This is a genomic window from Thauera sp. WH-1 (genome assembly GCF_047806685.1).
In the GTDB taxonomy this organism is placed as follows: domain Bacteria; phylum Pseudomonadota; class Gammaproteobacteria; order Burkholderiales; family Rhodocyclaceae; genus Thauera.
Genome location: NZ_JBLQGP010000002.1, coordinates 58,473 through 83,570, shown reverse-complemented (window position 1 = coordinate 83,570; position 25,098 = coordinate 58,473). Strand labels below are relative to the sequence as shown.

At 67.3% G+C, this 25,098-nt stretch carries 23 protein-coding genes; 13 read left to right on the top strand and 10 right to left on the bottom strand.

What is annotated here, in order from left to right; translation table 11 throughout:
• Positions 1–10: 10 nt before the first annotated feature.
• The 3 genes from atpE to ACMV5O_RS02595 all read right to left on the bottom strand — a co-directional run bounded on the left by atpE (position 11) and on the right by ACMV5O_RS02595 (position 1,510).
• Positions 11–256, bottom strand: a complete 246-nt coding sequence (gene atpE / locus ACMV5O_RS02605) for a F0F1 ATP synthase subunit C (RefSeq protein ID WP_002925444.1) — start codon at positions 254–256, stop codon at positions 11–13.
• A 64-nt stretch (positions 257–320) separates the two neighbouring features.
• On the bottom strand, positions 321–1,166 hold the full coding sequence (gene atpB, locus ACMV5O_RS02600; RefSeq protein ID WP_416162017.1) for a F0F1 ATP synthase subunit A: 846 nt from the start codon (positions 1,164–1,166) through the stop codon (positions 321–323).
• Between the two features lie 2 nt (positions 1,167–1,168).
• Positions 1,169–1,510, bottom strand: coding sequence for an ATP synthase subunit I (locus tag ACMV5O_RS02595; protein ID WP_324539695.1), 342 nt, complete (start codon positions 1,508–1,510; stop codon positions 1,169–1,171).
• 213 nt (positions 1,511–1,723) lie between these two features.
• Between ACMV5O_RS02595 and ACMV5O_RS02590 the strand changes: the two genes are divergently transcribed.
• Positions 1,724–3,070, top strand: a complete 1,347-nt coding sequence (locus tag ACMV5O_RS02590) for an MFS transporter (protein WP_416162016.1) — start codon at positions 1,724–1,726, stop codon at positions 3,068–3,070.
• Here ACMV5O_RS02590 and ACMV5O_RS02585 read toward each other — a convergent pair.
• The 4 genes from ACMV5O_RS02585 to mnmG all read right to left on the bottom strand — a co-directional run bounded on the left by ACMV5O_RS02585 (position 3,067) and on the right by mnmG (position 7,387).
• Complete coding sequence (locus tag ACMV5O_RS02585) at positions 3,067–3,918, bottom strand: ParB/RepB/Spo0J family partition protein (RefSeq protein ID WP_416162015.1); 852 nt, start codon at positions 3,916–3,918, stop codon at positions 3,067–3,069. The two genes, ACMV5O_RS02590 and ACMV5O_RS02585, sit on opposite strands and share 4 nt — an antisense overlap.
• Before the next feature lie 14 nt (positions 3,919–3,932).
• Positions 3,933–4,703, bottom strand: coding sequence for a ParA family protein (locus tag ACMV5O_RS02580; protein WP_416162014.1), 771 nt, complete (start codon positions 4,701–4,703; stop codon positions 3,933–3,935).
• 114 nt (positions 4,704–4,817) lie between these two features.
• Positions 4,818–5,474, bottom strand: a complete 657-nt coding sequence (gene rsmG / locus ACMV5O_RS02575; protein ID WP_416162013.1) for a 16S rRNA (guanine(527)-N(7))-methyltransferase RsmG — start codon at positions 5,472–5,474, stop codon at positions 4,818–4,820.
• On the bottom strand, positions 5,471–7,387 hold the full coding sequence (gene mnmG / locus ACMV5O_RS02570) for a tRNA uridine-5-carboxymethylaminomethyl(34) synthesis enzyme MnmG (protein ID WP_416162012.1): 1,917 nt from the start codon (positions 7,385–7,387) through the stop codon (positions 5,471–5,473). Before mnmG ends, rsmG begins: the two co-directional genes overlap by 4 nt.
• Positions 7,388–7,766: 379 nt before the next feature.
• On the opposite strand from mnmG, the gene ACMV5O_RS02565 reads away from it, so the two are divergent.
• From ACMV5O_RS02565 to ACMV5O_RS02520, 10 genes are all read left to right on the top strand, one after another.
• A complete protein-coding gene (locus ACMV5O_RS02565; protein ID WP_324539683.1) occupies positions 7,767–8,132 on the top strand; it encodes a response regulator in 366 nt (121 codons plus the stop codon).
• Positions 8,133–8,134: 2 nt separating this feature from the next.
• Positions 8,135–9,409 carry a methyl-accepting chemotaxis protein gene (locus tag ACMV5O_RS02560; RefSeq protein WP_416162011.1) on the top strand — a complete coding sequence of 425 codons (1,275 nt, stop codon included), beginning with the start codon at positions 8,135–8,137 and terminating at the stop codon, positions 9,407–9,409.
• Between the two features lie 8 nt (positions 9,410–9,417).
• On the top strand, positions 9,418–9,738 hold the full coding sequence (locus tag ACMV5O_RS02555) for an STAS domain-containing protein (protein WP_416162010.1): 321 nt from the start codon (positions 9,418–9,420) through the stop codon (positions 9,736–9,738).
• An 18-nt stretch (positions 9,739–9,756) separates the two neighbouring features.
• Entirely contained in the window at positions 9,757–11,997 is a 2,241-nt protein-coding gene (locus ACMV5O_RS02550) for a chemotaxis protein CheA (protein WP_416162009.1), read from the top strand.
• Between the two features lie 37 nt (positions 11,998–12,034).
• Entirely contained in the window at positions 12,035–14,230 is a 2,196-nt protein-coding gene (locus ACMV5O_RS02545) for a methyl-accepting chemotaxis protein (RefSeq protein ID WP_416162008.1), read from the top strand.
• 28 nt (positions 14,231–14,258) lie between these two features.
• Positions 14,259–14,801, top strand: coding sequence for a chemotaxis protein CheW (locus ACMV5O_RS02540; protein WP_416162007.1), 543 nt, complete (start codon positions 14,259–14,261; stop codon positions 14,799–14,801).
• 61 nt (positions 14,802–14,862) lie between these two features.
• Positions 14,863–17,316 (top strand): methyl-accepting chemotaxis protein, encoded by a 2,454-nt coding sequence (locus ACMV5O_RS02535; protein WP_416162006.1) that lies wholly within the window; start codon positions 14,863–14,865, stop codon positions 17,314–17,316.
• A gap of 23 nt (positions 17,317–17,339) precedes the next feature.
• A complete protein-coding gene (locus ACMV5O_RS02530) occupies positions 17,340–17,930 on the top strand; it encodes a chemotaxis protein CheD (protein WP_416162005.1) in 591 nt (196 codons plus the stop codon).
• Between the two features lie 20 nt (positions 17,931–17,950).
• Positions 17,951–18,838, top strand: coding sequence for a CheR family methyltransferase (locus ACMV5O_RS02525; RefSeq protein WP_416162004.1), 888 nt, complete (start codon positions 17,951–17,953; stop codon positions 18,836–18,838).
• The gene (locus ACMV5O_RS02520; protein WP_416162003.1) at positions 18,835–19,914 is read left to right on the top strand and encodes a protein-glutamate methylesterase/protein-glutamine glutaminase; all 1,080 of its coding nucleotides are present in this window, start codon (positions 18,835–18,837) and stop codon (positions 19,912–19,914) included. Before ACMV5O_RS02525 ends, ACMV5O_RS02520 begins: the two co-directional genes overlap by 4 nt.
• Here ACMV5O_RS02520 and ACMV5O_RS02515 read toward each other — a convergent pair.
• On the bottom strand, positions 19,898–21,007 hold the full coding sequence (locus tag ACMV5O_RS02515) for a substrate-binding domain-containing protein (protein ID WP_416162002.1): 1,110 nt from the start codon (positions 21,005–21,007) through the stop codon (positions 19,898–19,900). The two genes, ACMV5O_RS02520 and ACMV5O_RS02515, sit on opposite strands and share 17 nt — an antisense overlap.
• A 110-nt stretch (positions 21,008–21,117) precedes the next feature.
• Between ACMV5O_RS02515 and ACMV5O_RS02510 the strand changes: the two genes are divergently transcribed.
• Positions 21,118–21,951 (top strand): extracellular solute-binding protein, encoded by an 834-nt coding sequence (locus ACMV5O_RS02510; protein WP_416162001.1) that lies wholly within the window; start codon positions 21,118–21,120, stop codon positions 21,949–21,951.
• Positions 21,952–22,048: 97 nt separating this feature from the next.
• On the opposite strand, the gene ACMV5O_RS02505 is transcribed toward ACMV5O_RS02510, so the two are convergent.
• Both ACMV5O_RS02505 and ACMV5O_RS02500 read right to left on the bottom strand, forming a co-directional pair.
• On the bottom strand, positions 22,049–22,588 hold the full coding sequence (locus tag ACMV5O_RS02505) for a hypothetical protein (protein WP_416162000.1): 540 nt from the start codon (positions 22,586–22,588) through the stop codon (positions 22,049–22,051).
• A gap of 86 nt (positions 22,589–22,674) precedes the next feature.
• Positions 22,675–23,145, bottom strand: coding sequence for an Lrp/AsnC family transcriptional regulator (locus ACMV5O_RS02500; RefSeq protein ID WP_416161999.1), 471 nt, complete (start codon positions 23,143–23,145; stop codon positions 22,675–22,677).
• Between the two features lie 170 nt (positions 23,146–23,315).
• On the opposite strand from ACMV5O_RS02500, the gene leuA reads away from it, so the two are divergent.
• Positions 23,316–25,025 carry a 2-isopropylmalate synthase gene (leuA, locus tag ACMV5O_RS02495; protein WP_416161998.1) on the top strand — a complete coding sequence of 570 codons (1,710 nt, stop codon included), beginning with the start codon at positions 23,316–23,318 and terminating at the stop codon, positions 25,023–25,025.
• Positions 25,026–25,098 lie beyond the last annotated feature (73 nt).

Genomic DNA, 25,098 nt, shown 5'->3' with positions numbered 1-25,098 from the left:
CTCGAACCGATCAGAGCTGGAACGGGTTGGCGAAGGCGAACATCATGGCGATACCGACACCGATCAGGAACGCGGCGTCGATCAGACCAGCAAGCAGGAACATCTTGGTTTGCAGGGCGTTCATCAGTTCGGGCTGACGAGCCGAGGCTTCGAGGTACTTGGAACCCATGATGCCGATACCGATACAAGCACCGATGGCACCCAGACCGATGATCAGACCAGCAGCCAGAGCAACAAAACCCAGAACGTTTTCCATGACAACTCCTTAGTGGGGAAGGTGAGTTTAAAACCAGGTACTGCTTTGAAGATGAAACCGAAACTTAGTGGCTCTCGTGCGCCTGACCGACGTACACCAGCGTCAGCATCATGAAGATGAAGGCCTGCAGGGTGATGATCAGGATGTGGAAGATCGCCCAGACGGTGCCTGCAACAACATGACCGACAAAGCCGAACACGGTGGCGGTGCCGCCGAGCAGGGCGATCAGGATGAACACGAGCTCACCGGCGTACATGTTGCCGAACAGTCGCATGCCGTGCGAAACGGTCTTGGCGAGGAACTCGATGATCTGCATCGCGAAGTTGATCGGATAGAGCAGGGGATGGCTGCCGAAGGGGGCGGTGAAGAGCTCGTGCACCCAGCCCGAAACGCCCTTGATCTTGACGTTGTAGTAGAGGCACAGCAGCAGCACGCCGATCGACAGACCGAGCGCGGCAGAGAGGTCGGCGGTGGCGACGACACGCATGTAGGCGTGGGCGGGATCGCCGCCAGTCGCGGAGTAGATGCCGGTCCAGATCATCGGGATCAGATCGACGGGCACCAGGTCCATCGCGTTCATCAAGAAGATCCAGACGAAGACCGTGAGTGCGAGCGGGGCAACGAAGCGACGCGACTCGGCGCTATGCACGATGCCCTTGGCCTGGTCGGCCACCATCTCGACCAGCAGCTCCACGAAGCCCTGGAAGCGACCGGGCACACCGGAGGTCGCCTTGCGGGCGGCCAGCCAGAGGAGGAAGACGGTGAGCAGACCCAGCGCGATGGAGAAGAACATCGAGTCGATGTTGATGACGCTCCAATCGACGATGTTTTCCTGCGGATGCCCAGTGTTGTTGAAATGTCCGAGGTGGTGAATTACGTACTCGGATGCGGTGGGAGCGTTTCCAGCCATGGTCAGGTCTTCACCAAAAATGCAAATAAGTTCGCCTTAAGCGCCAGGATGAGACCGATCAGCATGCCCCCCCAGTGGAGGTCAGGATAGACAGCCCACACCAGCACCAACAATCCCACTATCGAGGCGACTTTGATGAACTCGCCTGCGACGAAGGCGGTCACCGTCGCCGTACCGGTCCGGCGCGTCATGGCCGCAAGGCGCATGGCGAACATCCAGCTCGGCAACACGCACGCCAGGCCTGCAGCCGCCGCGGAAATCGCGCCGGGGACACCGAACAGGGCTGCTGAAATCAGCGCTGCCAGCAGTGTCGCAACGAACTGCATTATGACGGCTTTAAGCATCGGTTTTATCGCCCGTGCGCATTTCTTCGCAGGCGACCGCCCAAAATCCCGCGGATGGTAGGGGTTTACCGCAGCAAAGTCAAACTTAGGTTGCATCGCAACACGGACTCGAGCAACCGTCGTGTATCTTATAGAAGTTGGATCACCTGCGGGCGATCCAGAACACATTGTTCCTGCCCTCACCGCCCGGCTCCGCCCCTGTACCACGCCGCCATGATCACGACCCGCAAGGCCGCGCGCCGCGAAATCTTCGGCTGGAGCATGTTCGATTTCGCCAACCAGGCGTACACGCTGCTGATCATCACGGTGATCTTCGGCGACCTGTACACCCGCCTGGTGGTGGGCGACGCGCCGGACTACCGGCTCGGCAACCTGCTGTGGAGCCTGGCGCTGTGCCTGAGCTATGCCTTGGTGGTGGCGAGCGCGCCGCTGCTCGGCGCCATCATGGACTACGCGCAGGCCAAGAAGCGCATGCTGTTCGCAAGCTACCTGCTCACGGTGGCGAGCACCGCCCTGCTCTACTTCGTCAGCCCGGGCCACATCTGGCTCGGCTTTGTGCTCATCGTGGTGTCGAACACCGCCTACTCGGTCGGCGAGTCCTTCATTGCGAGCTTCCTGCCCTTTCTCGGCGACAGCGACGAGCTGGGCCGGATATCGGGGCTGGGGTGGGCGCTGGGCTATGCCGGCGGTCTGGTGTCGGCCGGCTTCGTGCTGCTCTTCCTGGGCGAGGTGAGCGCGGAGAACTTCGAGCGCATGCGCTGGGTGGGGCCCTTCGCGGCGATGTTCTTCCTTGTCGCCGCCATCCCCACCTTCCTGTGGCTGCGCGAGCCGCCGGTCGGTCGTCACCGCACGCTCGATCGCGGCGTGCTGCGCGCAGGCTACGGCCGCCTGCTCGGCACGCTGCGCTCGGTGTCGCACTTCCCCGACCTCGGCCTGCTGTTCGTGTCGATCCTGTTCGCGATGGCCGGTGTGTATGTGATCGTCGCCTTCTCCTTCATCTACGGCGCACAGGTCATCGGCTGGAGCGAAGGCACGCGCAACCTGATGTTCATCGTCGTGCAGATCACCGCCCTCCTCGGGGCCCTGCTGTTCGGCGCACTGCAGGGCCGGCTCGGCGGCCGCCGCACCTACGCGCTGACCCTGGTGCTGTGGATTGCGGCCATCCTGGCGATCTACTTCGTCGGCGCGCTGACCGCGGCCCTCAACCGCAGCTTCGGCCTCACGCTGGCGGTCGAGGAGGTGTTCCTGCTGGCCGGGCTGCTGTCCGGCCTGAGCCTGGGCTCGAGCCAGTCGGTCGGCCGGGCCCTGGTGGGCATGTTCGCACCCGAACACCGGGCAGCCGAGCTGTTCGGCTTCTGGGGGCTGTTCAGCAAGCTGGCGGCAATCTTCGGCATCTTCGGCGTCGGCCTGCTGCAGTGGCTGTTCGGGCTGCAGGGCGCGGTGCTGTTCTGCATCGCGCTGTTCGCCCTCGCGCTGCTGCCGCTGGCCGCCATCGACGAGGCGCGTGGCGTGGGCACGGCGCGGCGCGCCGACGAACAGGCGCGCGCCGGGGACGCCTAGCGCAGGCGGCCGAGCACGCCTTCGAGTTGGTCCAGGCTGCCGAAGCGGATCGTGACCTCGCCCGCGCCCTTCTTGTTGGCCTTGATCTTCACCGTGGCGCCGATCGCATCCGACACCTCTTCCTCCAGGCGCAGCAGGTCGCGATCGGGCTGGGGGGCCGGCTTCTTCTGGCGCGGGTTGAGGATCTGCTGCACCAGGCGCTCGGTGTCGCGCACCGACAGCTGGCGCGCGGCGACCTGGTTGGCGAGCTGGATCTGGCTGGCGCCATCCAGCGGCAACAGGGCGCGCGCGTGCCCCATGTCGATGTCGCCCGCCATCAGCAGCTCCTGCACCTGCTTGGCGAGATTGAGCAGGCGCAGCAGGTTCGACGCCGCCGGACGCGAGCGGCCGACCGCGTCCGCCGCCTGCTGGTGGGTCATGTCGAACTCGTCGATCAGGCGCTGGATGCCACCGGCTTCCTCGAGCGGGTTAAGATCCTCGCGCTGGATGTTCTCGATCAGCGACATCGCCAGCGCGGCCTCGTCCGGGATCTCGCGCACCAGGCAGGGCACCTCGGCCAGGCCGGCGATCTGCGCCGCGCGCCAGCGCCGTTCGCCGGCGATGATCTCGTAGGCATCGTCGTCCACCGGACGCACCATGATCGGCTGCATCACGCCCTGGGCCTTGATCGAGGCCGCGAGCTCCTCCAGCGAGCCCGGGTCCATGCGTGTGCGCGGCTGATACTTGCCGGGCTGCAGCGCGATGATCGGCAAGGACTGCAGTTCGCCCTTGTCGGCCTCTTCTTCCTGGTTGGCGGCGAGCAGCGCGTCGAGGCCGCGGCCGAGGCCCTTGAGTCTGGGTTTGTTCATGTCGGTTCCGGAATTCAGAAGGTCTTGGCGCGCTCGATCATCTCGTGTGCAAAAGCCATGTAGGCCTGGGTGCCCTTGGCGGACTTGTCGAACACCACACCCGGCATGCCATGGCTGGGCGCCTCGGCCAGGCGTACGTTGCGCGGCACGATGGCGCGGAACACCTTGTCGCCGAAGTGGCCCTCGAGCTGGTTCGACACCTGCTGCTGCAGGGTCACGCGCGGGTCGAACATCACCCGCAACAGGCCGATGATCTTGAGATCGCGATTGAGATTGGCGTGCACCTTCTTGATCGTGTTGACCAGGTCGGACAGGCCCTCGAGCGCGTAGTACTCGCACTGCATCGGAATGATCACCCCGGTGGCGCAGCACAGGCCGTTGAGGGTCAGCATCGACAGCGAGGGCGGGCAGTCGATGAGGACGAAGTCGTAGTCCTTGGTGAACGCGGCGAGCGCGTTGCGCAGGCGCTTCTCGCGCTGGTCGAGGTTGACCAGCTCGACCTCGGCGCCGGCCAGGTCGCGGTTGGCGGGCAGCACGTCGTAGCCGCCGGTGGTCGAGACGACGCGCACCCCGGCGAGATCGACCAGGCCGACCAGCAGGTGGTACACCGAGCTTTTCAGCTCGCGCTTGTCGATGCCGCTGCCCATCGTGGCGTTGCCCTGCGGGTCGAGGTCGATCAGCAGCACGCGCTGCCCGGCCTGGTGCAGGGCGGCAGCGAGGTTGACGCAGGTGGTGGTCTTGCCCACCCCGCCCTTCTGGTTGGCGACGCAGAAAATCTTGGCCATGTTCGGTTCAGGCTGTTCCGGTTGGAGGGGTTGCGCAGACTGCGCGGCCCCCGGAGTGTACTTCAATGCGGCAGCGCAGCAGGCGCACTGCCGCGCGCGACCTGCGATGCCGCCTCATGCCGTGCGGCGGATGACCAGCAGATGACGGTCGGCCCCCAGGCCCGGCACCGCGAGCGCATGCGTATCGCTCAGGGCCCAGCCTGCCGGCAGCGCGGCCAGTTCATCGGCCGGATGGGTGCCCTTCATCGCATACAGCGCACCGCGTTCGGCGACCAGATGGCCGGCCAGGCGCACGAAATCGGCCAGGCTCGAAAATGCGCGCGAAATCACGCCCTCGGCCGCGCCGCCCGGCAGGTCCTCGGCCTGCACCTGCTCGACGCGCTGGTTGATCACGCCGAAGTTGGCCAGGCCGAGCTCGATCTTGGCCTGTTGCTGGAAGCTTGCCTTCTTGCCCACGGTCTCGATCGAGCTCACCACCAGGCCGGGACGCACGATCGCCAGCACCACGCCCGGCAGGCCACCGCCGGAGCCGATGTCGGCCAGCCGGTGCACCGCGCCCAGATGCGGCAGCACCGCCAGCGAATCGAGCAGGTGATGGGTGATCACGTCCTGCGGCTTGCGGATCGCGGTGAGGTTGTAGACCTTGTTCCATTTCAGCAGCAGCTCGCCAAAGACGAGCAGGCGGTCGACGGTCTCCGCCGGCAAGGCCAGGCCGAGCGCGGCGACCCCCTCGGCCAGTTGCGCCGCGTGGGCCTGCAGCCGAGCGCTCATGCCGCCGGCCTCCGCCGCGTGTCGCCGGCGCCCGCCGCCAGCTCGCGGCGCTTGAGCCACACCAGCAGCAGCGAGATCGCCGCCGGCGTCACCCCCTGGATGCGGCCCGCCTGACCGATCGTCTCGGGCTTGTGCTGGTTGAGTTTCTGCTGCACCTCGCGCGACAGGCCGCGTACCTCGGCATAGTCCAGCTCGACCGGCAGGCGGGTGGCCTCGGCCTGGGCCTGGCGCGCGACCTCGTCCTGCTGGCGGTCGATATAGCCCTGGTACTTGGCCGCGATCTCGATCTGCTCGATCACCTGCGGGTCGGTCTCGCGCGCGTCCGGCGCGCCGGGCAAGCTCATCAGCGACGCATAGGTGGTCTCCGGCCGGCGCAGCAGCTCGAAATAGCGCTGCTCGCGCTCGAGCGCCTTACCCAGGACGCGCTGCTGGTCGTCGGCGGAAATCGCCTCCGGCCGCGCCCACGCCGCCTTGAGCTGCGCCGTGCCACGCTCGACCGCCTCGCGCTTGGCGCAGAAGGCCGCCCAGCGCTCGTCGTCCACCAGGCCCAGCTCGCGCCCCTTCTCGGTCAGGCGCAGGTCGGCGTTGTCCTCGCGCAGGCTCAAGCGGTACTCGGCGCGCGAGGTAAACATGCGGTAGGGCTCGGACACCCCACGCGTGATCAGGTCGTCCACCAGCACGCCGAGATAGGCCTCGTCGCGGCGCGGGCACCAGGGATCAAAGCCCTGCACCTGCAGCGCGGCGTTGGCGCCGGCGAGCAGGCCCTGCGCGGCGGCCTCCTCGTAGCCGGTGGTGCCGTTGATCTGGCCGGCGAAGAACAGCCCGCCGATCGACTTCGTCTCCAGGCTCGACTTGAGGTTGCGCGGATCGAAGTAGTCGTACTCGATGGCGTAGCCCGGGCGCAGGATGTGGGCGTTCTCCAGGCCGCGGATGCTGCGCACGATCTGCAGCTGCACGTCGAAGGGCAGCGAGGTCGAGATGCCGTTGGGGTAAATCTCGTGCGTCTCCAGACCTTCCGGCTCGAGGAAGATGTTGTGGCTGCCCTTGTCGGCGAAGCGGTGGATCTTGTCCTCGATCGACGGGCAGTAGCGCGGCCCCACGCCCTCGATCACGCCCGAATACATCGGCGAGCGGTCGAGGTTGGCGCGGATGATGTCGTGCGTGCCTTCGTTGGTCTGCGTCATCCAGCACGGCAGCTGGCGCGGATGCTGGCTGGCATGGCCGAGAAAGCTGAACACCGGCACCGGGTCGTCGCCCGGCTGCACCGTCATCACCGAGAAGTCGATCGTGCGCGCATCGAGCCGCGGCGGCGTGCCGGTCTTCAGGCGGCCCTGCGGCAGCTTCAGTTCCTTCAGCCGCGCACCGAGCGAGATCGCCGGCGGATCGCCCGCGCGCCCGGCAGAATAGTTCTGCATCCCCACATGCACCAGCCCGTTGAGGAAGGTGCCCGCGGTCAGCACCACCGCCGGCGCCTCGAAGCGCAGGCCGATCTGGGTGACCACGCCGGTGACGCGGTCGCCGACCACGGTGAGGTCGTCCACCGCCTGCTGGAACAGCCACAGATTGGGCTGGTTCTCCAGCCGGCGCCGGATCGCCGCCTTGTACAGCACGCGGTCGGCCTGGGCGCGGGTGGCGCGCACCGCCGGGCCCTTGGAGGCGTTGAGGATGCGGAACTGGATGCCGCCCTCGTCGGTGGCCGCGGCCATCGCACCGCCGAGCGCATCGACCTCCTTGACCAGGTGGCCCTTGCCGATGCCGCCGATCGAGGGGTTGCAGCTCATCGCGCCGAGCGTCTCGATGTTGTGGGTGAGCAGCAGCGCGGCCGCGCCCATACGCGCCGCGGCGAGCGCGGCCTCGGTCCCGGCGTGACCGCCGCCGACCACGATGACATCGAAACGGGTGGGGTAGAGCATGGTGCGCTCCGTGCTGCAATGCATTAACGAGGGCCAGGATTCTACGCCCTTGACGCCCGAGCGACTAGGTTCCGCATCCGTGTTTCACGGAATTTTGTTGTTTAAACAGTAATTTATCCCGTTGCTTTGGCTGCCCTGACCCGCACCGCCAAGGCCCCTCGCATGCGGGCGCACAGCGGCGGCGCGCCGCCCCCGGCGGCTAAAGTCGGCGCCGCCGCGGCCGATAAGGTTTCCATCATGAAACGTGAATTCCTACGCGGTTCGAGTTGCCACGCCCGGCCAGTCCTAGACCTTGATCAAGGTTCACCGCCCTGCTGCATGGTCTGATGGGCCCTCGAACGCATTCCCCACTCAAAACCGGCACGACGGCGCACCCGCAATGAAAACCATCTTCCTCGTCGACGACTCCGCAACGATCCTGCTGTCCATCTCGGGCATCCTGTCCAAGGCGGGCTATGCGGTCGAAAAGGCCCCCAGCGCCCTCGACGCACTCAAGAAGTTCCAGGCCGGGGTCAAGGTCGACCTGCTGATCACCGATCTCAACATGCCGGGCATGAATGGCATCGACTTCATCAAGGAAGTCCGCAAGCTGCCGAGCTACCGCTTCATGCCCATCCTGTTCCTCACCACCGAGTCACAGCAGTCGAAGAAGGCGGAGGCCAAGGCGGCCGGCGCCTCCGGCTGGATCGTGAAGCCCGCCTCGGCCGACGAGTTGCTCAACACCATCAAGCTCGTCATGCGTTGATCATGAGCACCTCGACTTTCCTGCGTCGCTCGCTGCTCATGCTGAGCGCCATCGCGCTCGCGACCGGCCTCACCGTGCTGTTGTTGAACGACTGGTTCAACAACAGCTTCCTGCCGATGCTGGGCATTCCGCAGCCGCTCGGCAACGCGGTCGGCTCGGTGATGATCGTGTTCGCCGCCTACCTCGGTGTGCGCCTGGTGTCGCTGGCCTTCTTCCGCGACAACGCCTTCGGCCAGGAGATCACCCTGGACAAGCTACAGCACAACCGCGAGCAGGCCACCCAGGTCTGCCATGCGATCGCCAGCGAGTTGCGCGGTGTGCCCGCCTACAGTGACGTGTTGCGCAAGCAGCTCGACAGCGTGGTGCAGCAGACCGAGCAGGCCGCCTACGACATCAGCGAGCGGCTGCAGACCATCGACAACGTGGTCGAGCGGCTCAACACCTTCGTCACCGAGCGCTCCAACGAATCCACCGAGATGGTGCACAGCTCCGAGTCGCGCATCGCCAACAACCAGACCCTGATCCAACGCATGCAGGCATACATCGACCACCGCATCGTCGAGGCGCGCCAGGATCAGGAACGCGTCGCCCAGGTCGTCGACGAGGCGCGCTCGCTGGAATCGCTGACCAAGCTGATCAAGGACATCGCCGCACAGACCAACCTGCTGGCGCTCAACGCCGCCATCGAGGCCGCGCGCGCAGGCGAGGCCGGGCGCGGTTTCGCGGTGGTGGCCGATGAGGTGCGCAAGCTGTCGACCGAGACCGAGAAGGCCGTGCAGTCGATCAACCTCGGCATCCAGGGCGTCGCCTCGACGATCGAGACCCAGCTCAAGGAAAAGCTCGCCGCCACCGACCTCGACCAGGAGCGCGACGCCCTCTGCCAGTTCGCCGGGCAGCTCGCCGAGCTCGGCCAGAGCTACGAGGACATCCTGCGCGCGCAATCGAAGGCGATGGACACGGTGCGCGAGAGCAGCAACGAGCTGGCCTCGATGTTCATGGATGCGCTCGCCAGCGTGCAGTTCCAGGACGTCACCCGGCAGCAGATCGAGCACACGGCCGACGCCCTCTCCCGTCTCGACCAGCACCTCGGCATGCTCGCCGAGCGCCTCGAGCAGAGCGACAACCCGAGCTTCAGCTACACCCCGCTCAGCGCGCACCTGGACGAGATCTACAGCCGCTACGTCATGGCGCAGCAACGCCGGACCCATGACGAGGCCATCGGCAAGACCGCCGTCGGCGCAGCGAGCAGCACCAACCCGAAGATCGAACTGTTCTGAGAACCCCCATGCCTGCCCGCAAGAAGAAGTCTCCCGCTCGCATCGCGATCGGCGAGGACATGAGCATCTACAACGCCGCCGCCCACAAGCAGCAACTGCTCGACGCCCTCGCCGGTGCCGCCGACCGGCTCGAGATCGACCTGTCGGCGGTGGCCGAGATCGACACCGCGGGCTTCCAGCTGCTGATGCTGGTCAAGCGCGAGGCGCGCTGCCTCGGCAAGCAGGCGCAGATCGTCGCCCACAGCGAGGCCGTGCGCGAGTTGCTCGACTTCTACAACATGGCCGCCGAGTTCGGCGACCCGCTGCTGATCCCCGCACACCAGGCCTGAGCCGGAAGCCGCCGAACCATGGATGAAATCACCACCGTCTTCGTCACCGAAAGCCGCGAGCAGCTCGCCGCGCTCGAGGCCGCCCTGCTGCAGCTCGAGAACAGCCCCGGCGACGACGACACCCTGAATGCGATCTTCCGCAGCGCGCACACCATCAAGGGCGGCGCCGGCGTCATCGAATGCGACTACATCGTCGCCTTCACCCACGTCGTCGAGAACGTCCTCGACAAGCTGCGCAACCGCGACATCGCCCTCGACGCCGACCTCATCGCGCTGCTGCTGGGCTGTGCCGACCATATCGGCAACCTGCTCGGCGTGCTCGAATCCGCCGCTGCCGGGCCCGCTGGCGCCCGACCGGATGCCGACCTCGCCGCCGACGGCGAGGCCTTGCTCGCGCGCCTGCAGCGCGACTGGCTGTCGGGTGCCCGGGCCGACCCGGCCTCCGGCCCACCCGCCGCCATGGCGCCGCCGATCGAGGCCAGCGGCGGCGCCGCGGTCGAGACCGACTGCTGGCACCTCTCGCTGCGCTTCGGCCCCGACGTGCTGAAGAACGGCATGGACCCCCTGTCCTTCCTGCGCTACCTGGGCAGCATCGGCCGCATCGAGCGCATCGAGACCCTCGCCGACGCCATGCCGGCCGCCGCACAGATGGATCCCGAGGCCTGCTACCTCGGCTTCGAGATCAGCTTCTCGTCCAACGCCGACAAGGCCGCCATCGAGCGCGTGTTCGACTTCGTGCGCGACGAATGCACGCTGCACATCCTGCCGCCGCACAGCCGCCTCGACGACTACCTCGCGCTCATCAACGGCCTGCCCGAAGACACGATGCGGCTGGGCGAGATCCTGGTGAAGGTCGGCGCGCTCACCCAGGCCGAGCTCGACGAGGGCCTGCTCCAGCAGCAGCAGCCGGCCGACGCCGTGGCGGGACCTGCCCCTGGCGCCGGGGAAGCCGCCGCACCGCAGCTCGGCGAGATCCTGGTCGAGCACCAGGTGGTGCAGCCCGAGCTGGTCGAGGCCGCGGTCGCCAAGCAAAAGCAGGTGACCGAGAAAAAGGCCGCCGAAGCGCGCCTGATCCGCATCCAGGCCGACAAGCTCGACCGCCTCATCGACCTCGTGGGCGAACTCGTCATCGCCGGCGCCGGTGTCAGCCTGCTGGCCAGCCGCAGTGGCATGGGCGAACTCGTCGAGGCGGCCTCCCTCAGCAGCCGGCTGGTCGAGGGCATTCGCGATGCCGCGCTGCAGTTGCGCATGGTGCAGATCGGCGAGACCTTCAACCGCTTCAACCGCGTCGTGCGCGACACCTCGCGCGAGATGGGCAAGGACGTCGAGCTGGTCATCACCGGCGGCGAAACCGAACTCGACAAATCGATGGTCGAAAAGATCGGTGACCCGCTGATGCACCTGGTGCGCAACGCCATGGACCATGGCCTGGAAATGCCCGGGGTGCGCGAGGCGCAAGGCAAGCCGCCGCGCGCCCGGCTCGAGCTCAACGCCTTCCACGACTCGGGCAGCATCGTCATCGAAGTCGCGGACGACGGCGCCGGTCTCAATCGCGACCGCATCCTCGCCAAGGCGATCGAGCGCGGCCTGGCCCAGCCCGGCCAGGCCCTGTCCGATACCGAGATCTTCAACCTGATCTTCGAACCCGGCTTCTCGACCGCCGAGAAGGTCACCAACATCTCGGGGCGTGGCGTCGGCATGGACGTCGTGCGCCGCAACATCCAGAGCCTGCGCGGCAGCGTCGACGTCAGCTCGACAGCGGGCCAGGGCTCGCGCTTCGCCATCCGCCTGCCGCTCACACTGGCGATCATCGACGGCTTCCTGGTCGGTGTCGCCGACGCCGCCTACGTGATCCCGCTCGACAGCGTGGTCGAGTGCATCGAGCTGGCCGCCGATGGCGTCGAGCGCGACTACGTCAACTTGCGCGGCGAGGTCCTGCCGCTGGTGCGCCTGCGCCAGATGTTCGCCATCGAGGGCGAGGCACCCAAGCGCCAGAACGTGGTCGTCGTCCAGTACGCCGGCATCAAGTCGGGCATCGTCGTCGACGAGCTGATGGGCGAGTTCCAGACTGTCATCAAGCCGCTCGGCCGCATCTTCCGCCACATCAAGGGCATCGGCGGCTCGACCATTCTCGGCAGCGGCGACGTCGCGCTGATCCTGGATGTGCAGGCCCTCGTCAAGCGCTGCGCCGCGCGCGAGGAACAGCGCGCCCAGCCCGCCGGAAAGGCTCGCGCCGTCCCGGCCCCCGCGAATTCCTGAGGGCTGGCAAGCCTTCCAGATCAACCCGGAGTTGAACATGAAGAACCTCAAGATCGGCACGCGCCTCGGCATCGGCTTTGCCGTCGTCCTCTTGCTGTTGCTGACTACCGCCGTGATGGGCAGCCTGCGACTGCAGGCATTACAAGGTAGCGTCGCCGACCTGGTCGGTGACAAGAACGTGAAGGTTGCCTTGGCCAACGAAATCATCAATTCGGTCAACGAACTCGGCCTGCAGCACCGAAACATGATGATCACCGCGCTGCAATCCGACAGCTCGCTGCAAGGCTTCCTGCAAAGGACGACGGAGGAGCGGCAAAAGATCATCCAGGGCCTGGAGAAGCTGGATGGCATGGCCTACAGCAGCCAAGGCACGCAACTCCTCGAGCAGGTGAAATCTGCACGTCAGGCTTTTGTTGGCATTCAGCAGCGCTTCGAAGCGCAGATCCAGCAGCGCAACTTCGACCGCGCGGGCGAGATCTTCCCCGAGTACCGGCAGGCCTACATCGCCTATCGGGACACACTGGCCCGGTTCATCGACTTCCAGAACAACCTGGCGCGGGAAACCGGCCAGCACGCCGAAGCGCAGGCCGATGCTTCGGTCATGCTGCTGCTGGGCCTGCTCGCCGGCGCACTCGTCATCGGAATTGGCTTCGCGACCTTCATCACGCGCTCCATCACCCGCCCGGTAAGCGAGGTGAGCGCGGCCGCGAAGAAGATGGCCCAAGGTGACTTCAACTTCGACCTCAAGTCCGACGCCAGGGACGAGGTGGGCGAAGTCGTCCGCGCGGTCGCCGACGTCCAGTCCAGCGTCAAGCGCATGATCGCGGACGCCGGCATGCTGTCCGAGGCCGCGGTGGCCGGCAAGCTCGCTACCCGCGCCGACGCCTCCAGGCACCAGGGTGACTTCCATAAGATCGTGCAAGGCGTCAACGCCACGCTGGACGCCGTCATCGGGCCCTTGAACGTCGCCGCCGACTATGTCGAGCAGATCGCCCGCGGCGCCATCCCGCCGCGCATCACCGACAGCTACAACGGCGACTTCAACACCATCAAGAACAACCTCAACACCGCCATCGACGCCGTCAACGCCCTCGTCACCGACGCCAACATGCTCGCCCAGGCCGCCGTCGAGGGCCGCCTGTCCACCCGCGCCGACGCCAGCCGCCACCAGGGCGACTACGCCCGCATCGTCCAGGGCGTCAACGCCACCCTCGATGCGGTCATCGCCCCCATCGACGAGGTCAAGCGCGTCATGGTCGCGCTCTCGGGCGGCGACCTCACCCAGAAGATCACCGACGACTACGCCGGCGACTTCCAGGTGCTGCAGCACGCGGTCAACGACTCGATGGACAAGCTCGCCGAGATCATCGAGCAGGTCCGCGGCGCGGCCGATGCGCTCACCAACGCCGCCGGCCAGGTCTCGGCCACCGCACAGAGCCTGTCCCAGTCCTCTTCCGAGCAGGCCGCCAGCGTCGAGGAAACCTCGGCCTCGATCGAGCAGATGAGCGCCTCCATCAACCAGAACTCGGAGAACGCCAAGATCACCGACGCCATGGCCAGCAAGTCCTCGGCCGAGGCCGGCGAAGGCGGCCAGGCGGTCAAATCCACCGTCGAGGCGATGAAGAACATCGCCGGCAAGATCGGCATCATCGACGACATCGCCTACCAGACCAACCTGCTCGCCCTGAACGCCGCGATCGAAGCGGCCCGCGCCGGCGAGCACGGCAAGGGCTTCGCGGTGGTCGCGGCCGAGGTGCGCAAGCTCGCCGAGCGCAGCCAGGTCGCCGCCCAGGAGATCGGCCAGCTCGCCGGCAACTCGGTCACCCTGGCCGAGCGCGCCGGCAAGCTGCTCGACGAGATGGTGCCCTCGATCAACAAGACCTCCGACCTCGTGCAGGAGATCGCCTCGGCCAGCCAGGAGCAGACCGCCGGCGTCGGCCAGATCAACAACGCCATGGGACAGCTCAACAAGGCCACCCAGCAGAACGCCTCGGCCTCCGAGGAGCTCGCCGCCACCGCCGAGGAGCTCGGCGGACAGGCCGGCCAGCTGCAGGAGCTGATGGGCTTCTTCAATGTCGGCGCGACCTCCACCGCGGCCCCCAGGCGCAGTGCGGCACCCAAGCTGGTTGCGGTGACGGGCGCTGCGCCACGCGCCAAGGCGGTACGTTCATCCGGTCGCGTCACGATCGGCAAGCCGGTCAGCTTCAGCGAAAGCGACTTCGAAAAATTCTGAGCACACGCCACGTAGCAGGAGCCCGGCCATGAGCCAGAACCTTACACACAGCAAGCACGAGCTCAGCGTCCGTGTGGACAACAGCCCGCAGCAATACCTGACTTTCAGCCTCGGCGGCGAGGTGTTCGCACTCGGCATCCTCAACGTCAAGGAGATCATCGAGTTCGGCAACATCACCGAGATCCCGATGATGCCGGCCTTCATCCGCGGCGTGATCAACCTGCGCGGCGCGGTGGTGCCGGTGATCGACCTGTCGGCCCGCTTCGGCGGCGCCGCCTCCAGGGTGTCGCGCCGCACCTGCATCGTCATCGTCGAGCTCGGCGACGGCGAGGAGCGCCAGGATCTGGGCGTGATCGTGGACGCGGTCAACGAGGTGCTCGAGATCCCGCGCGCCGACATCGAACCGCCGCCCAGCTTCGGCGCCCGGATTCGTGCCGACTTCATCCAGGGCATGGGCAAGGTCGAAGGCCGCTTCGTCATCATCCTCAATGTCGCCCGCGTGCTGTCGACCGAGGAGATCGCCATGCTCGCCAGCATGAGCGGCGAGGCCAACGGCAGCGAAGAAGAATAAGCACACGACGGGTGCGCGCGCCCTGTGCGCCCTCGCCCGCACTCAATCCGGAAGACCCGAGATGAACACTCAATCCTACGGCTGGCGCTCGATCCGCCTGCGCCTGTTCCTGCTGTTCGCAATCGTGATTGCGGCAGTCCTGTTCTATGCGGTGAACGACGTCGCAACGCAATGGAACACCCGCAATGCCATGGAGCGCGGCGCGCAATACAGCCAGCTCTCGGTGCAGATCAACGGTGTGGTGCATGAGCTGCAGAAGGAGCGCGGTCTGTCGGCCGGCTTCATCGGTTCGCGCGGTGGCCGCTTCCAGGCCGAACTGGCGACCCAGCACCAGGACAGCGACAAGGCGCGCGCGGCACTCGATGCGTGGCTGGCCGCAGCCGACCGTACGCAGCTGGGCGACGCCATCCAGAAGGCCCTCGCCGACGCCCAGGCCCGCCTCGCCGAACTGCAGGCCACCCGTGGCCGCGTGAGCGCGCTGAGCATCCCGGGCGCGGACTCGTTCAACTACTACACCGGCACCATCGAGCGTCTGATCACGGTCATCGACATTGCCGCCTCCGCCGCCGAGGAGGTCGAGCTGTCGCGCGGCATGAACGCCTATCTGATGTTCGTGCTCGCCAAGGAGCAGGCCGGACGCGAGCGCGCCTCGATCAACGGCCTGTTCGCCGGCGATGCGGCGGCCGACGTGCCCCTGCATCGGCGCATCATCACCATCCTCACCGCGCAGGACACCTATCTCGCCAACTTCCGCTCGATGGCGCCGCCGGCCTGGAGCGCTGCCTTGCAGACGGTGCTCGACAGCGAGGCCGGGCGCGACACCGCGCACCTGCGCCAGATCGCGCTCGACCGCATGCTGCTCGGGGGCTTCGGCGTGGAACCGGCGAACTGGTTCGCCACCATCACGCGCAAGATCGACCTGATGAAGGTCGAGGAGGACCGGTTCGCCGCCATCCTGCTCGAGCGCGCGCAGGTGCTGAGCCGCGACTCGTCCACCCAGTTCGCGCTGTCGATCGCGATGACGCTGGCGGTGCTGGTGGCGGCCGTGCTGTTCGGGCTGCAGGTCACCGCCTTGCTGCGCGGGCTGCGCGGCAACGCCGAAGCGGCGCACCGCATCGCCCAGGGCAAGCTCGACGAGAAGATCGCGGTTCATAGCCACAACGAGCTCGGCGAGATCGAGCGCGCGCTGGCCGAGGTGCAGTCCAACCTGCACGCCATGATCGACGACGCCACCCTGCTGTCCGCCGCGGCGGTGGAAGGCCGGCTTTCCACCCGCGCCGATGCCAGCCGCCACCAGGGTGATTACGCACGCATCGTGCAAGGCGTCAACGCCACGCTGGACGCCGTGATCGGGCCCTTGAACGTCGCCGCCGACTATGTCGAGCAGATCGCCCGCGGCGCCATCCCGCCGCGCATCACCGACAGCTACAACGGCGACTTCAACACCATCAAGAACAACCTCAACACCGCCATCGACGCCGTCAACGCCCTCGTCACCGACGCCAACATGCTCGCCCAGGCCGCCGTCGAGGGCCGCCTGTCCACCCGCGCCGACGCCAGCCGCCACCAGGGCGACTACGCCCGCATCGTCCAGGGCGTCAACGCCACCCTCGATGCGGTCATCGCCCCCATCGACGAGGTCAAGCGCGTCATGGTCGCGCTCTCGGGCGGCGACCTCACCCAGAAGATCACCGACGACTACGCCGGCGACTTCCAGGTGCTGCAGCACGCGGTCAACGACTCGATGGACAAGCTCGCCGAGATCATCGAGCAGGTCCGCGGCGCGGCCGATGCGCTCACCAACGCCGCCGGCCAGGTCTCGGCCACCGCACAGAGCCTGTCCCAGTCCTCTTCCGAGCAGGCCGCCAGCGTCGAGGAAACCTCGGCCTCGATCGAGCAGATGAGCGCCTCCATCAACCAGAACTCGGAGAACGCCAAGATCACCGACGCCATGGCCAGCAAGTCCTCGGCCGAGGCCGGCGAAGGCGGCCAGGCGGTCAAATCCACCGTCGAGGCGATGAAGAACATCGCCGGCAAGATCGGCATCATCGACGACATCGCCTACCAGACCAACCTGCTCGCCCTGAACGCCGCGATCGAAGCGGCCCGCGCCGGCGAGCACGGCAAGGGCTTCGCGGTGGTCGCGGCCGAGGTGCGCAAGCTCGCCGAGCGCAGCCAGGTCGCCGCCCAGGAGATCGGCCAGCTCGCCGGCAACTCGGTCACCCTGGCCGAGCGCGCCGGCAAGCTGCTCGACGAGATGGTGCCCTCGATCAACAAGACCTCCGACCTCGTGCAGGAGATCGCCTCGGCCAGCCAGGAGCAGACCGCCGGCGTCGGCCAGATCAACAACGCCATGGGACAGCTCAACAAGGCCACCCAGCAGAACGCCTCGGCCTCCGAGGAGCTCGCCGCCACCGCCGAGGAGCTCGGCGGACAGGCCGGACAGCTGCAGGAGCTGATGGGCTTCTTCACCATCGACGACGCCAGCGGCGCGCGCCGCCTCCGGTTCGCCTAGGGCCCGATGAGCGGACGCACGCCATGATGAGCTGGCACACCCTTTCGCCGCAGGAGATCGAACGGCGGGCGCAGAGCATCGCGCCCGGCGAGTGGGCGGTCGACATGCACAAGCCGATCTCCACGCTGCTCGGCTCCTGCGTGGCGGTGTGCATGTATGACCCCGCGGTCGGCGTGGGCGGCATGAACCACTTCATGCTGCCCAACATGCGCAAGCGCGAAGGCGGCGTGGACGTCGATTCGCTGCTGTCGGGCGACTACGCGATGGAGGTGCTGCTCAACGGCATCCTCGCCCGCGGCGGCGCGCGCCATCGCCTCAAGGCCAAGGCCTTCGGCGGCGGCACCATCATCAGCGGCATCGCCGCCTCGGGCATCGGCAAGCGCAACGCGGAATTCGCCTGCGAATGGCTCAAGCGCGAGGGCATCGAGCTGCTGGCATCGGATTTCCTCGGCGCCTGCTCGCGCAAGCTGCTGTTCGTGCCCGCCACCGGCGACGCCTGGTGCCGCCGCATGACGACCACCATGGCGAGCGCGCAGGAAGTGGCGAAGGCCGAGCAGGCCTATGCTGAATCGCTGAAGCGACCGCCGCCGAAATCGAATGTCGAACTCTTCTGATCGTGGAGCTCTGCCCGCATATGGATAACCAAGGCCTCAGCGACCAGGAATTCGCCCTGTTCCAGAAGCTCATCTACCGCCTGGCCGGCATCAACATGGCCGACAGCAAGAAGCCGCTAGTCACCGGCCGGCTGTCGCGCCGCCTGCGCCACTACGGCCTGGATAGCTTCGGCGCCTACTACAAGCTGGTCACCAGCGGCGAGCACGCGGACGAGCGGCAGCTGATGGTTGACCTGCTGACCACCAACGAGACCTATTTCTTCCGCGAAGCGGCGCATTTCGACTTCCTGCAGGACTTCGCCGCCAGCCGGCGTGGCCGTCCGTTCCGCGTCTGGAGCGGCGCCTCCTCCAGCGGCGAGGAGCCCTACACCATCGCCATGGTGCTGGCCGAGACCCTGGGCATGACGGCGAACTGGGAGGTGGTGGCCTCGGACATCAGCCTGACCGTGCTCGAGCGCGCCCAGGCCGGCCTCTACCCGCTGGAGCGTGGCCGCGGCATTCCGCCCGAGCTGATGAAGAAGTACTGCCTCAAGGGCGTGCGCAGCCAGGAGGGCAACTTCCTCGTCGTGCCCAAGCTGCGCGAACGGGTGGACTTCCGCCACATCAACCTGATCGCGCCCGAGACGCGCGACCTCGGCCAGTTCGACGTCATCTTCCTGCGCAACGTGATGATCTATTTCGACAACGACACCAAGCGCAAGGTGGTCGGCAACATGGTCCCCCACTTGCGCGAGGACGGCACCTTCATCGTCGGCCACTCCGAGACGCTGACCGGCATCACCGACGCCCTCAGCACCCTGCGACCGACGCTGTACTGCCGCCCCAGCGCGCAGGCGCTGCTCGAGCACCATCGCAGCCCCCGCGGCCCGCGCGCCCTTCATCCCACGCGCAGCGAGCACGGACGATGAGCGGCAGAATCAAGGTCATGATCGTCGACGACTCGGCGGTGGTGCGCCAGACGGTGCGCCAGGCCCTCGAACGCGACGCCGGCATCGAGGTCATCGCCGCCGCCTCCGACCCGCTGTTCGCCATCGGCCACATGCAGCGCCAGTGGCCGGACGTGATCGTGCTCGACATCGAGATGCCGCGCATGGACGGCCTGACCTTCCTGAAGAAGATCATGACCGAGCACCCCACGCCGGTGGTGATCTGCTCCTCGCTCGCCGAGACCGGCGCCGCCGCCACCATGCAGGCCTTGTCGGCCGGCGCCGCGGCGATCATCACCAAGCCGAAGATGGGCGTCAAGCAGTTCCTCGAGGACAGCGCCAACGACGTCGTGCAGGCGGTCAAGGCCGCGGCGCGCGCCAACGCCAGCCGGCTGGTGCCGCGGGCGGTGGCGCCGCTCACGCCGGCGCCCAAGCTCAGCGCCGACGCCATTCTCGGCGCCGGTCTGGGCAGCGGCGCGAACATGGTTCGCACCACCGAGCGCATCGTCGCCATCGGCACCTCGACCGGTGGCACCCAGGCGCTGGAGGCGGTGCTGACCCGCCTACCGGCGGTGTGCCCCGGCATCGTCATCGTGCAGCACATGCCCGAGCGCTTCACCGCGATGTTCGCCGAGCGCCTCAACAGCCTGTGCGCGCTCGAGGTGCGCGAAGCCCGCCACGGTGACCGCGTCATGCCCGGCCGCGCGCTGATCGCGCCCGGCGGCAAGCACATGATGCTAGCGCGCAGCGGCGCGCAGTACACGGTCGAAGTCATCGACGGCCCGCTGATCAATCGCCACCGGCCGTCGGTGGACGTGCTGTTCCGCTCCTGCGCCAAGTTCGCCGGCAAGAACGCCGTCGGCGTGATCATGACCGGCATGGGCGACGACGGCGCCCGCGGCCTCAAGGAAATGCACGACGCCGGCGCGCAGACCATCGCCGAGGACGAATCCACCTGCGTGGTGTTCGGCATGCCGCGCGAGGCGATCAAGCTCGGCGCCGCGGACAGCGTGCTGCCGCTCGAGCGCATCCCCGAAGCGATCATGAAGGCGGGCTAATCGCTTCGCCCCGCCCGCCGAAGCGCCACCACGGCAGCACCCGGCTCATCGACAGCACCTCGCCGCTGCGCATCGGCGCGTAGCCGGGCAGGCCCGCCAGGCGTTGCTGCCAGGCACGCGTGCGCAGCACGGCGAGCAAGGCGCGGGGGGCGGGCTGGTCGAGGGTGGACTTGAGGCAGGCGAGAAAATAGCCCTCCTCGACCAGCGGAATGAAGTCCAGCCCGCGACTGCGCGCACTGGCCTCGATCCCGAAGCCGGCGTCGGCCTGGCCGCTCGCCACCGCGTGGGCAACCGCGGCGTGCGAAGGCTCGTCGGTGGTGTAGCCGCGGATTGCGGTGGGGCGCATATCGAGTTCGCCGAGCAGTTCATCCAGCACCACGCGGGTGCCCGTGCCGCGCGCCCGATTGACGAAGCGTACGCCGGGCCGGGCGAGGTCGAGCAGACCGCGCAGTCCAAGCGGATTGCCGCGCGCCACGATCAGGCCCTGGCTGCGGCGGGCGAAGCCGATCAGCTTGTGCAAGCCGGGGCGCAGCAGCGGCTTGTAGCTGCGCTGCGACAGCGAGTCCGGCGCTGCCGGCAGGCGCACATGAAAGCCGGCCATCGTGCACCGACCCTCGTTGAGGGCGCGGATCGCGTCGACGCTGCCGGTGAAACGGATGTCGAGATGCAGGCCATTGGCGCGCGCCGCGTCGCCAAGCGCGACCAGGCCCTCGTCGTGGCTGGCGTGGAAAGTCAGCACATGCACCGAATCGTCGAAGGCGATCGCGAAGGCGCGCTCGAGATCCGCGCGCAAGGCCTCGATCTGGGGCAGCAGACGCGCCTGCACCTGGCGCTCGGCGAGCAGCAGCTTGGTGCCGAACTCGGACAGCCGCGCCGCCTGGCCTTTTTCCCACAGGATCAACGGCTGGCCGAGCGCCGCCTCCCAACGCTTGAGCTCGCCCCATACGTGGCGATATGACAGCGCCAGCGCACGCGCCGCGGCCGAGATCGAGCCCTGCGCGCTGACCGCCTGCAGCAGGTCGAGCAGCGGGTTTCGGATCAGCGCCGGTGCGGTGTCGGTGCCGAGCGTGTAGTGGAGGCTGATCCTATGCATTTCTGTTCATATTGATCGAGGTAGGCAGGGCCAATAGATTGCGCCAATCCCCCTGCGTGCCGCAATCGCGCGCCCTGCAGTCCTGCCCCGCCCCCGAGGAGACACCCCCGATGAAGGCCTTGATCCAAGCCCTTGTACGCACGCACCTGCCCCGCCTTGCCGCCACCGCCGCCCTTGCGCTGCTGCCGCTTGCCGCCCAGGCGCAGACGCCCTCCATCATCGTCGCCTCCACCACCTCCACCGAGCAGTCCGGCCTGTTCGGTCACATCCTGCCGCGGTTCAAGGAGGTCAGCGGCATCGAGGTCAAGGTGGTCGCGCTCGGCACCGGCCAGGCGCTCGACGTCGGCCGCCGCGGCGATGCCGACGTGGTGTTCGTGCACGACGCCGCCGCGGAGCAGAAATTCGTCGACGAAGGCCACGGCATCGAGCACCGCAAGGTGATGTACAACGACTTCGTGCTGATCGGGCCGAAGGACGACCCGGCCGGCACGCAAGGCAAGGACATCACCGAGGCACTGAAGAAGCTCGCTGCCGCCAACGGCAGCTTCGTGTCACGCGGCGACAAGAGCGGCACCCACGCCGCCGAACTGCGCTACTGGAAGGCGGCCGGCGTCGAGGACAAGGGCACGGACTACAAGGAGTGCGGCTGCGGCATGGGCCCGGCGCTTAACATGGCAGCGTCTTCCGGCGCCTACGTGCTCGCCGACCGCGGCACCTGGCTCAGCTTCAAGAACCGCGCCGACCTCGCGGTGCTGGTCGAAGGCGACACCCGGCTGTTCAACCAGTACGGTGTGATGGTCGTAAATCCGGAGCGCCACCCGCACGTGAAGACGGCCGAAGCGCGCCAGTTCGTCGACTGGGTGGTGTCGCCCGCGGGCCAGGAGGCGATCGCGTCGTACAAGATCGAGGGCGAGCAGTTGTTCTTCCCGAACGCCGACAAATAAAGCGCCGCTCGCCTTCTGCCAGCGGGATCGGCCGCAGGCAGCGACGCGGGCAGCCTCCACCGAGCCCCGTCTGCGAACGCCCTCGTTCCGCTGAGCCTCAACCACCGGGGACGCAGGCACCGAACTCGAACTCGGCATCAATCAGGCAGGACTGCCCGGCGGGGCAGTCCGCGTCCCCTCGGCACATCAGGCGCTTACCGCACACGGCCGGCACGCTCACAGGCTGCGCGACCCCATCCGGTGCCGTCACGACCACGTCCAGGGTCGCGCGAAAACGCTCGGTCGCCGGGTGCGCAAGCAGGAACTGGTCGTGACGCAAGCGCTGCAGTTTGTAGTGGTGGCCCGCCTCGAAGGTCCACGCGAAAGCACATCCCGCGATCGCTCCGCTGTTACGCAGAATCGCGATCTGTAGCCAATGCTGTCCGGACGGCAAGCTGACCGAGTAGGCGTATGGCCAGCCGCTCCTCCCGCCCTCCCGTCTGCCGTCGACCGACGCGATATGCAACTCCTCGTCATAGATGAAGCGGTAGTGCCAGTACCCCTCCACAATCGCGCGCTCGCTCTCCGGTAGCGCGTCGTCGCCGTAGTTTTCCAGCATCACGCAGCCGGTGAGCAAGGAAAGCAGCCATGCGGCCATCGCCCACCGGGCTCGGGAGGTTCGCGTCGCTCCAGATGGCCTCGGCCCGGATCCGCGCCGCAGGAATGAAGTCGGCGCCATGCGTCTCAACCCCCCATCACCGGCAGCGCGGTCTTGTCGATGACCCGGCGCAGCACGAAGCTCGAATGCACCCCGGTCACGCCGGGGATGCGGGTGATGCGGTTGAGCAGCAGTTCCTGGTAGCCGTCCATGTCGGCGACGACCACCTTGAGCTGGTAGTCGGCGTCCTGGCCGGTGATCAGCAGGCATTCCAGCACCTGGGGAATCTTCTCGATCTCGCCCTCGAAGTGCGCAAAGCGCTCGGGCGTGTGGCGGTCCATCGAGATGTGGATCAGCGCCATCAGCGACAGGCCGAGCTTTCTCGCGTCCAGCAGGGCGCGATAGCCGCGGATCAGGCCGGACTCTTCCAGCGCACGCAGCCGGCGCAGGCAGGACGAGGGCGACAGCGCGATGCGTTCGGCGAGTTCCTGGTTGCTGATGCGGCCGTCCTGCTGCAGCAGCTCGAGCATCTGGCGGTCGTAGCGGTCGAGTTGCATGATCACTCCGGGGCTTGTCGTGGGTTGGCAGATCATTGCACCACTGCAAAACTTTGTGAACGATTCTGCGCAAAATGACCGATCTCGCCCGCAAGATCGCAAGCAAATTCCGCTCTCACCGGCGTAGACTTTCGTCCATCGAATCACGCCATGCCCACGAGGACCGCGCCATGATGTTGCCCAACCCTGCCGCCAAGTACCGCCCCTTCGCCCCGATCGCGCTCGCCGACCGCCAGTGGCCGAACAGGGTCATCGACCGCGCCCCGGTCTGGATGAGCACCGACCTGCGCGACGGCAACCAGGCGCTGTTCGAGCCGATGAACGTCGAGCGCAAGATGCGCATGTTCCGCACCGTGTGCGACATCGGCTTCAAGGAGATCGAGGTCGGCTTCCCGTCCGCCTCGCAGACCGACTTCGACTTCGTCCGCACCCTCATCGAGGGCGGCCACATCCCCGCGGACGTCACCATCCAGGTGCTCACCCAGGCGCGCGAGGACCTCATCCGCCGCACCATGGAATCGGTGCGTGGTGCGCCGCGGGCGATCATCCACGTCTATAACGCCACTTCGCCCACCTTCCGCGAAGTGGTGTTCAACATGGAGAAGCCGCAGGTCGTGGGCCTCGCGGTCTCCGCGGTACGCCTGATCAAGCAGATCGCCGCCGAGATGAAGACCGAGGGCACCGAAATCCGCCTCGAATACAGCCCGGAGACCTTCTCCGCCACCGAGCTCGACTTCGCCAGGGAGGTCTGCGACGCCGTCACCGCCGAGTGGGGCGCGACGCCGGACAATAAGGTGATCATCAACCTCCCGGCCACGGTCGAGGTATCGACGCCCAACGTCTATGCCGACCAGGTCGAGTGGATGCACCGCCATCTCGCGCGCCGCGACAGCGTCGTGCTCTCGCTCCACCCGCACAACGACCGCGGCAGCGGCGTGGCCGCCGCCGAGCTCGGCCTGATGGCCGGCGCCGACCGCGTCGAGGGCTGCCTGTTCGGCAACGGCGAGCGCACCGGCAACGTCGACATCGTCACCCTCGCGCTCAACATGTACACCCAGGGCGTGTCGCCCGGGCTCGACTTCTCCGACATCAACGCGGTCGCGCGCACCGTCGAGTACTGCAACCAGTTGCCCATCCACCCACGCCACCCCTATGTGGGGGATCTCGTGTTCACGGCCTTCTCCGGCTCCCACCAGGACGCCATCAAGAAGGGATTCGCCGCCCAAAAGGCTGGCCAGCCGTGGAACGTACCCTACCTCCCGATCGACCCCGCCGACGTCGGCCGCAGCTACGACTCCGTGATCCGGGTCAATAGCCAGTCCGGCAAGGGCGGCATCGCCTACCTGCTCGAGACCGAGTACGGCATCGTGATGCCGCGCCGCCTGCAGGTGGAGTTCTCGCGCGAGGTGCAGCAGGTGACCGACGCCCGCGGCGGCGAGATGTCGGCGGCGGCGATCTGGGACCTCTTCCGCGCCACCTACCTCGACCGCGTCGAGCCGGTGCGCTACGTCGAGCACCACCTGTTCGAGCACGGTGCGGCGCAGGGCATCCGCCTCGTGGTCGAGATCGGCGCCACCCGCCACCTGCTCGTCGGCGAGGGCAATGGGCCGATCGACGCCGCCATCCACGCCTTGCGCGGCGCCGGCATCGACGTCCAGGTGCGCAGCTTCGAGGAGCGCTCGATCGCCCCCAGCGAGGACGGCGGCAATGCCCAGGCCTGCGCCTTCGTCGAGCTCACCGAGGCCGGCGGGCAGGGCGGCGACCGCTACGGCGTAGGCGTCGACGGCAACATCGTCACCGCCTCGATCCGCGCCATCGTCAGCGGCGTCAACCGGTTGCAGCCCGCCTTGAGCGCGGCACCGGCGGCGCGCGCGGCCTGAAGCACACACGTCCATCACATGCCCACGGCATCCGTGAACGATGCCGTGGGCACGGTCCCTGCAACCAGACTCG

Excerpts from the sequence above, each read along its gene's own strand:
- atpE (WP_002925444.1), bottom strand. The coding sequence starts at position 256 with ATGGAAAACGTTCTGGGTTTTGTTGCTCTGGCTGCTGGTCTGATCATC.
- atpB (WP_416162017.1), bottom strand. The coding sequence starts at position 1,166 with ATGGCTGGAAACGCTCCCACCGCATCCGAGTACGTAATTCACCACCTC.
- ACMV5O_RS02595 (WP_324539695.1), bottom strand. The coding sequence starts at position 1,510 with ATGCTTAAAGCCGTCATAATGCAGTTCGTTGCGACACTGCTGGCAGCG.
- ACMV5O_RS02590 (WP_416162016.1), top strand. The coding sequence starts at position 1,724 with ATGATCACGACCCGCAAGGCCGCGCGCCGCGAAATCTTCGGCTGGAGC.
- ACMV5O_RS02585 (WP_416162015.1), bottom strand. The coding sequence starts at position 3,918 with ATGAACAAACCCAGACTCAAGGGCCTCGGCCGCGGCCTCGACGCGCTG.
- ACMV5O_RS02580 (WP_416162014.1), bottom strand. The coding sequence starts at position 4,703 with ATGGCCAAGATTTTCTGCGTCGCCAACCAGAAGGGCGGGGTGGGCAAG.
- rsmG (WP_416162013.1), bottom strand. The coding sequence starts at position 5,474 with ATGAGCGCTCGGCTGCAGGCCCACGCGGCGCAACTGGCCGAGGGGGTC.
- mnmG (WP_416162012.1), bottom strand. The coding sequence starts at position 7,387 with ATGCTCTACCCCACCCGTTTCGATGTCATCGTGGTCGGCGGCGGTCAC.
- ACMV5O_RS02565 (WP_324539683.1), top strand. The coding sequence starts at position 7,767 with ATGAAAACCATCTTCCTCGTCGACGACTCCGCAACGATCCTGCTGTCC.
- ACMV5O_RS02560 (WP_416162011.1), top strand. The coding sequence starts at position 8,135 with ATGAGCACCTCGACTTTCCTGCGTCGCTCGCTGCTCATGCTGAGCGCC.
- ACMV5O_RS02555 (WP_416162010.1), top strand. The coding sequence starts at position 9,418 with ATGCCTGCCCGCAAGAAGAAGTCTCCCGCTCGCATCGCGATCGGCGAG.
- ACMV5O_RS02550 (WP_416162009.1), top strand. The coding sequence starts at position 9,757 with ATGGATGAAATCACCACCGTCTTCGTCACCGAAAGCCGCGAGCAGCTC.
- ACMV5O_RS02545 (WP_416162008.1), top strand. The coding sequence starts at position 12,035 with ATGAAGAACCTCAAGATCGGCACGCGCCTCGGCATCGGCTTTGCCGTC.
- ACMV5O_RS02540 (WP_416162007.1), top strand. The coding sequence starts at position 14,259 with ATGAGCCAGAACCTTACACACAGCAAGCACGAGCTCAGCGTCCGTGTG.
- ACMV5O_RS02535 (WP_416162006.1), top strand. The coding sequence starts at position 14,863 with ATGAACACTCAATCCTACGGCTGGCGCTCGATCCGCCTGCGCCTGTTC.
- ACMV5O_RS02530 (WP_416162005.1), top strand. The coding sequence starts at position 17,340 with ATGATGAGCTGGCACACCCTTTCGCCGCAGGAGATCGAACGGCGGGCG.
- ACMV5O_RS02525 (WP_416162004.1), top strand. The coding sequence starts at position 17,951 with ATGGATAACCAAGGCCTCAGCGACCAGGAATTCGCCCTGTTCCAGAAG.
- ACMV5O_RS02520 (WP_416162003.1), top strand. The coding sequence starts at position 18,835 with ATGAGCGGCAGAATCAAGGTCATGATCGTCGACGACTCGGCGGTGGTG.
- ACMV5O_RS02515 (WP_416162002.1), bottom strand. The coding sequence starts at position 21,007 with ATGCATAGGATCAGCCTCCACTACACGCTCGGCACCGACACCGCACCG.
- ACMV5O_RS02510 (WP_416162001.1), top strand. The coding sequence starts at position 21,118 with ATGAAGGCCTTGATCCAAGCCCTTGTACGCACGCACCTGCCCCGCCTT.
- ACMV5O_RS02505 (WP_416162000.1), bottom strand. The coding sequence starts at position 22,588 with ATGGCCGCATGGCTGCTTTCCTTGCTCACCGGCTGCGTGATGCTGGAA.
- ACMV5O_RS02500 (WP_416161999.1), bottom strand. The coding sequence starts at position 23,145 with ATGCAACTCGACCGCTACGACCGCCAGATGCTCGAGCTGCTGCAGCAG.
- leuA (WP_416161998.1), top strand. The coding sequence starts at position 23,316 with ATGATGTTGCCCAACCCTGCCGCCAAGTACCGCCCCTTCGCCCCGATC.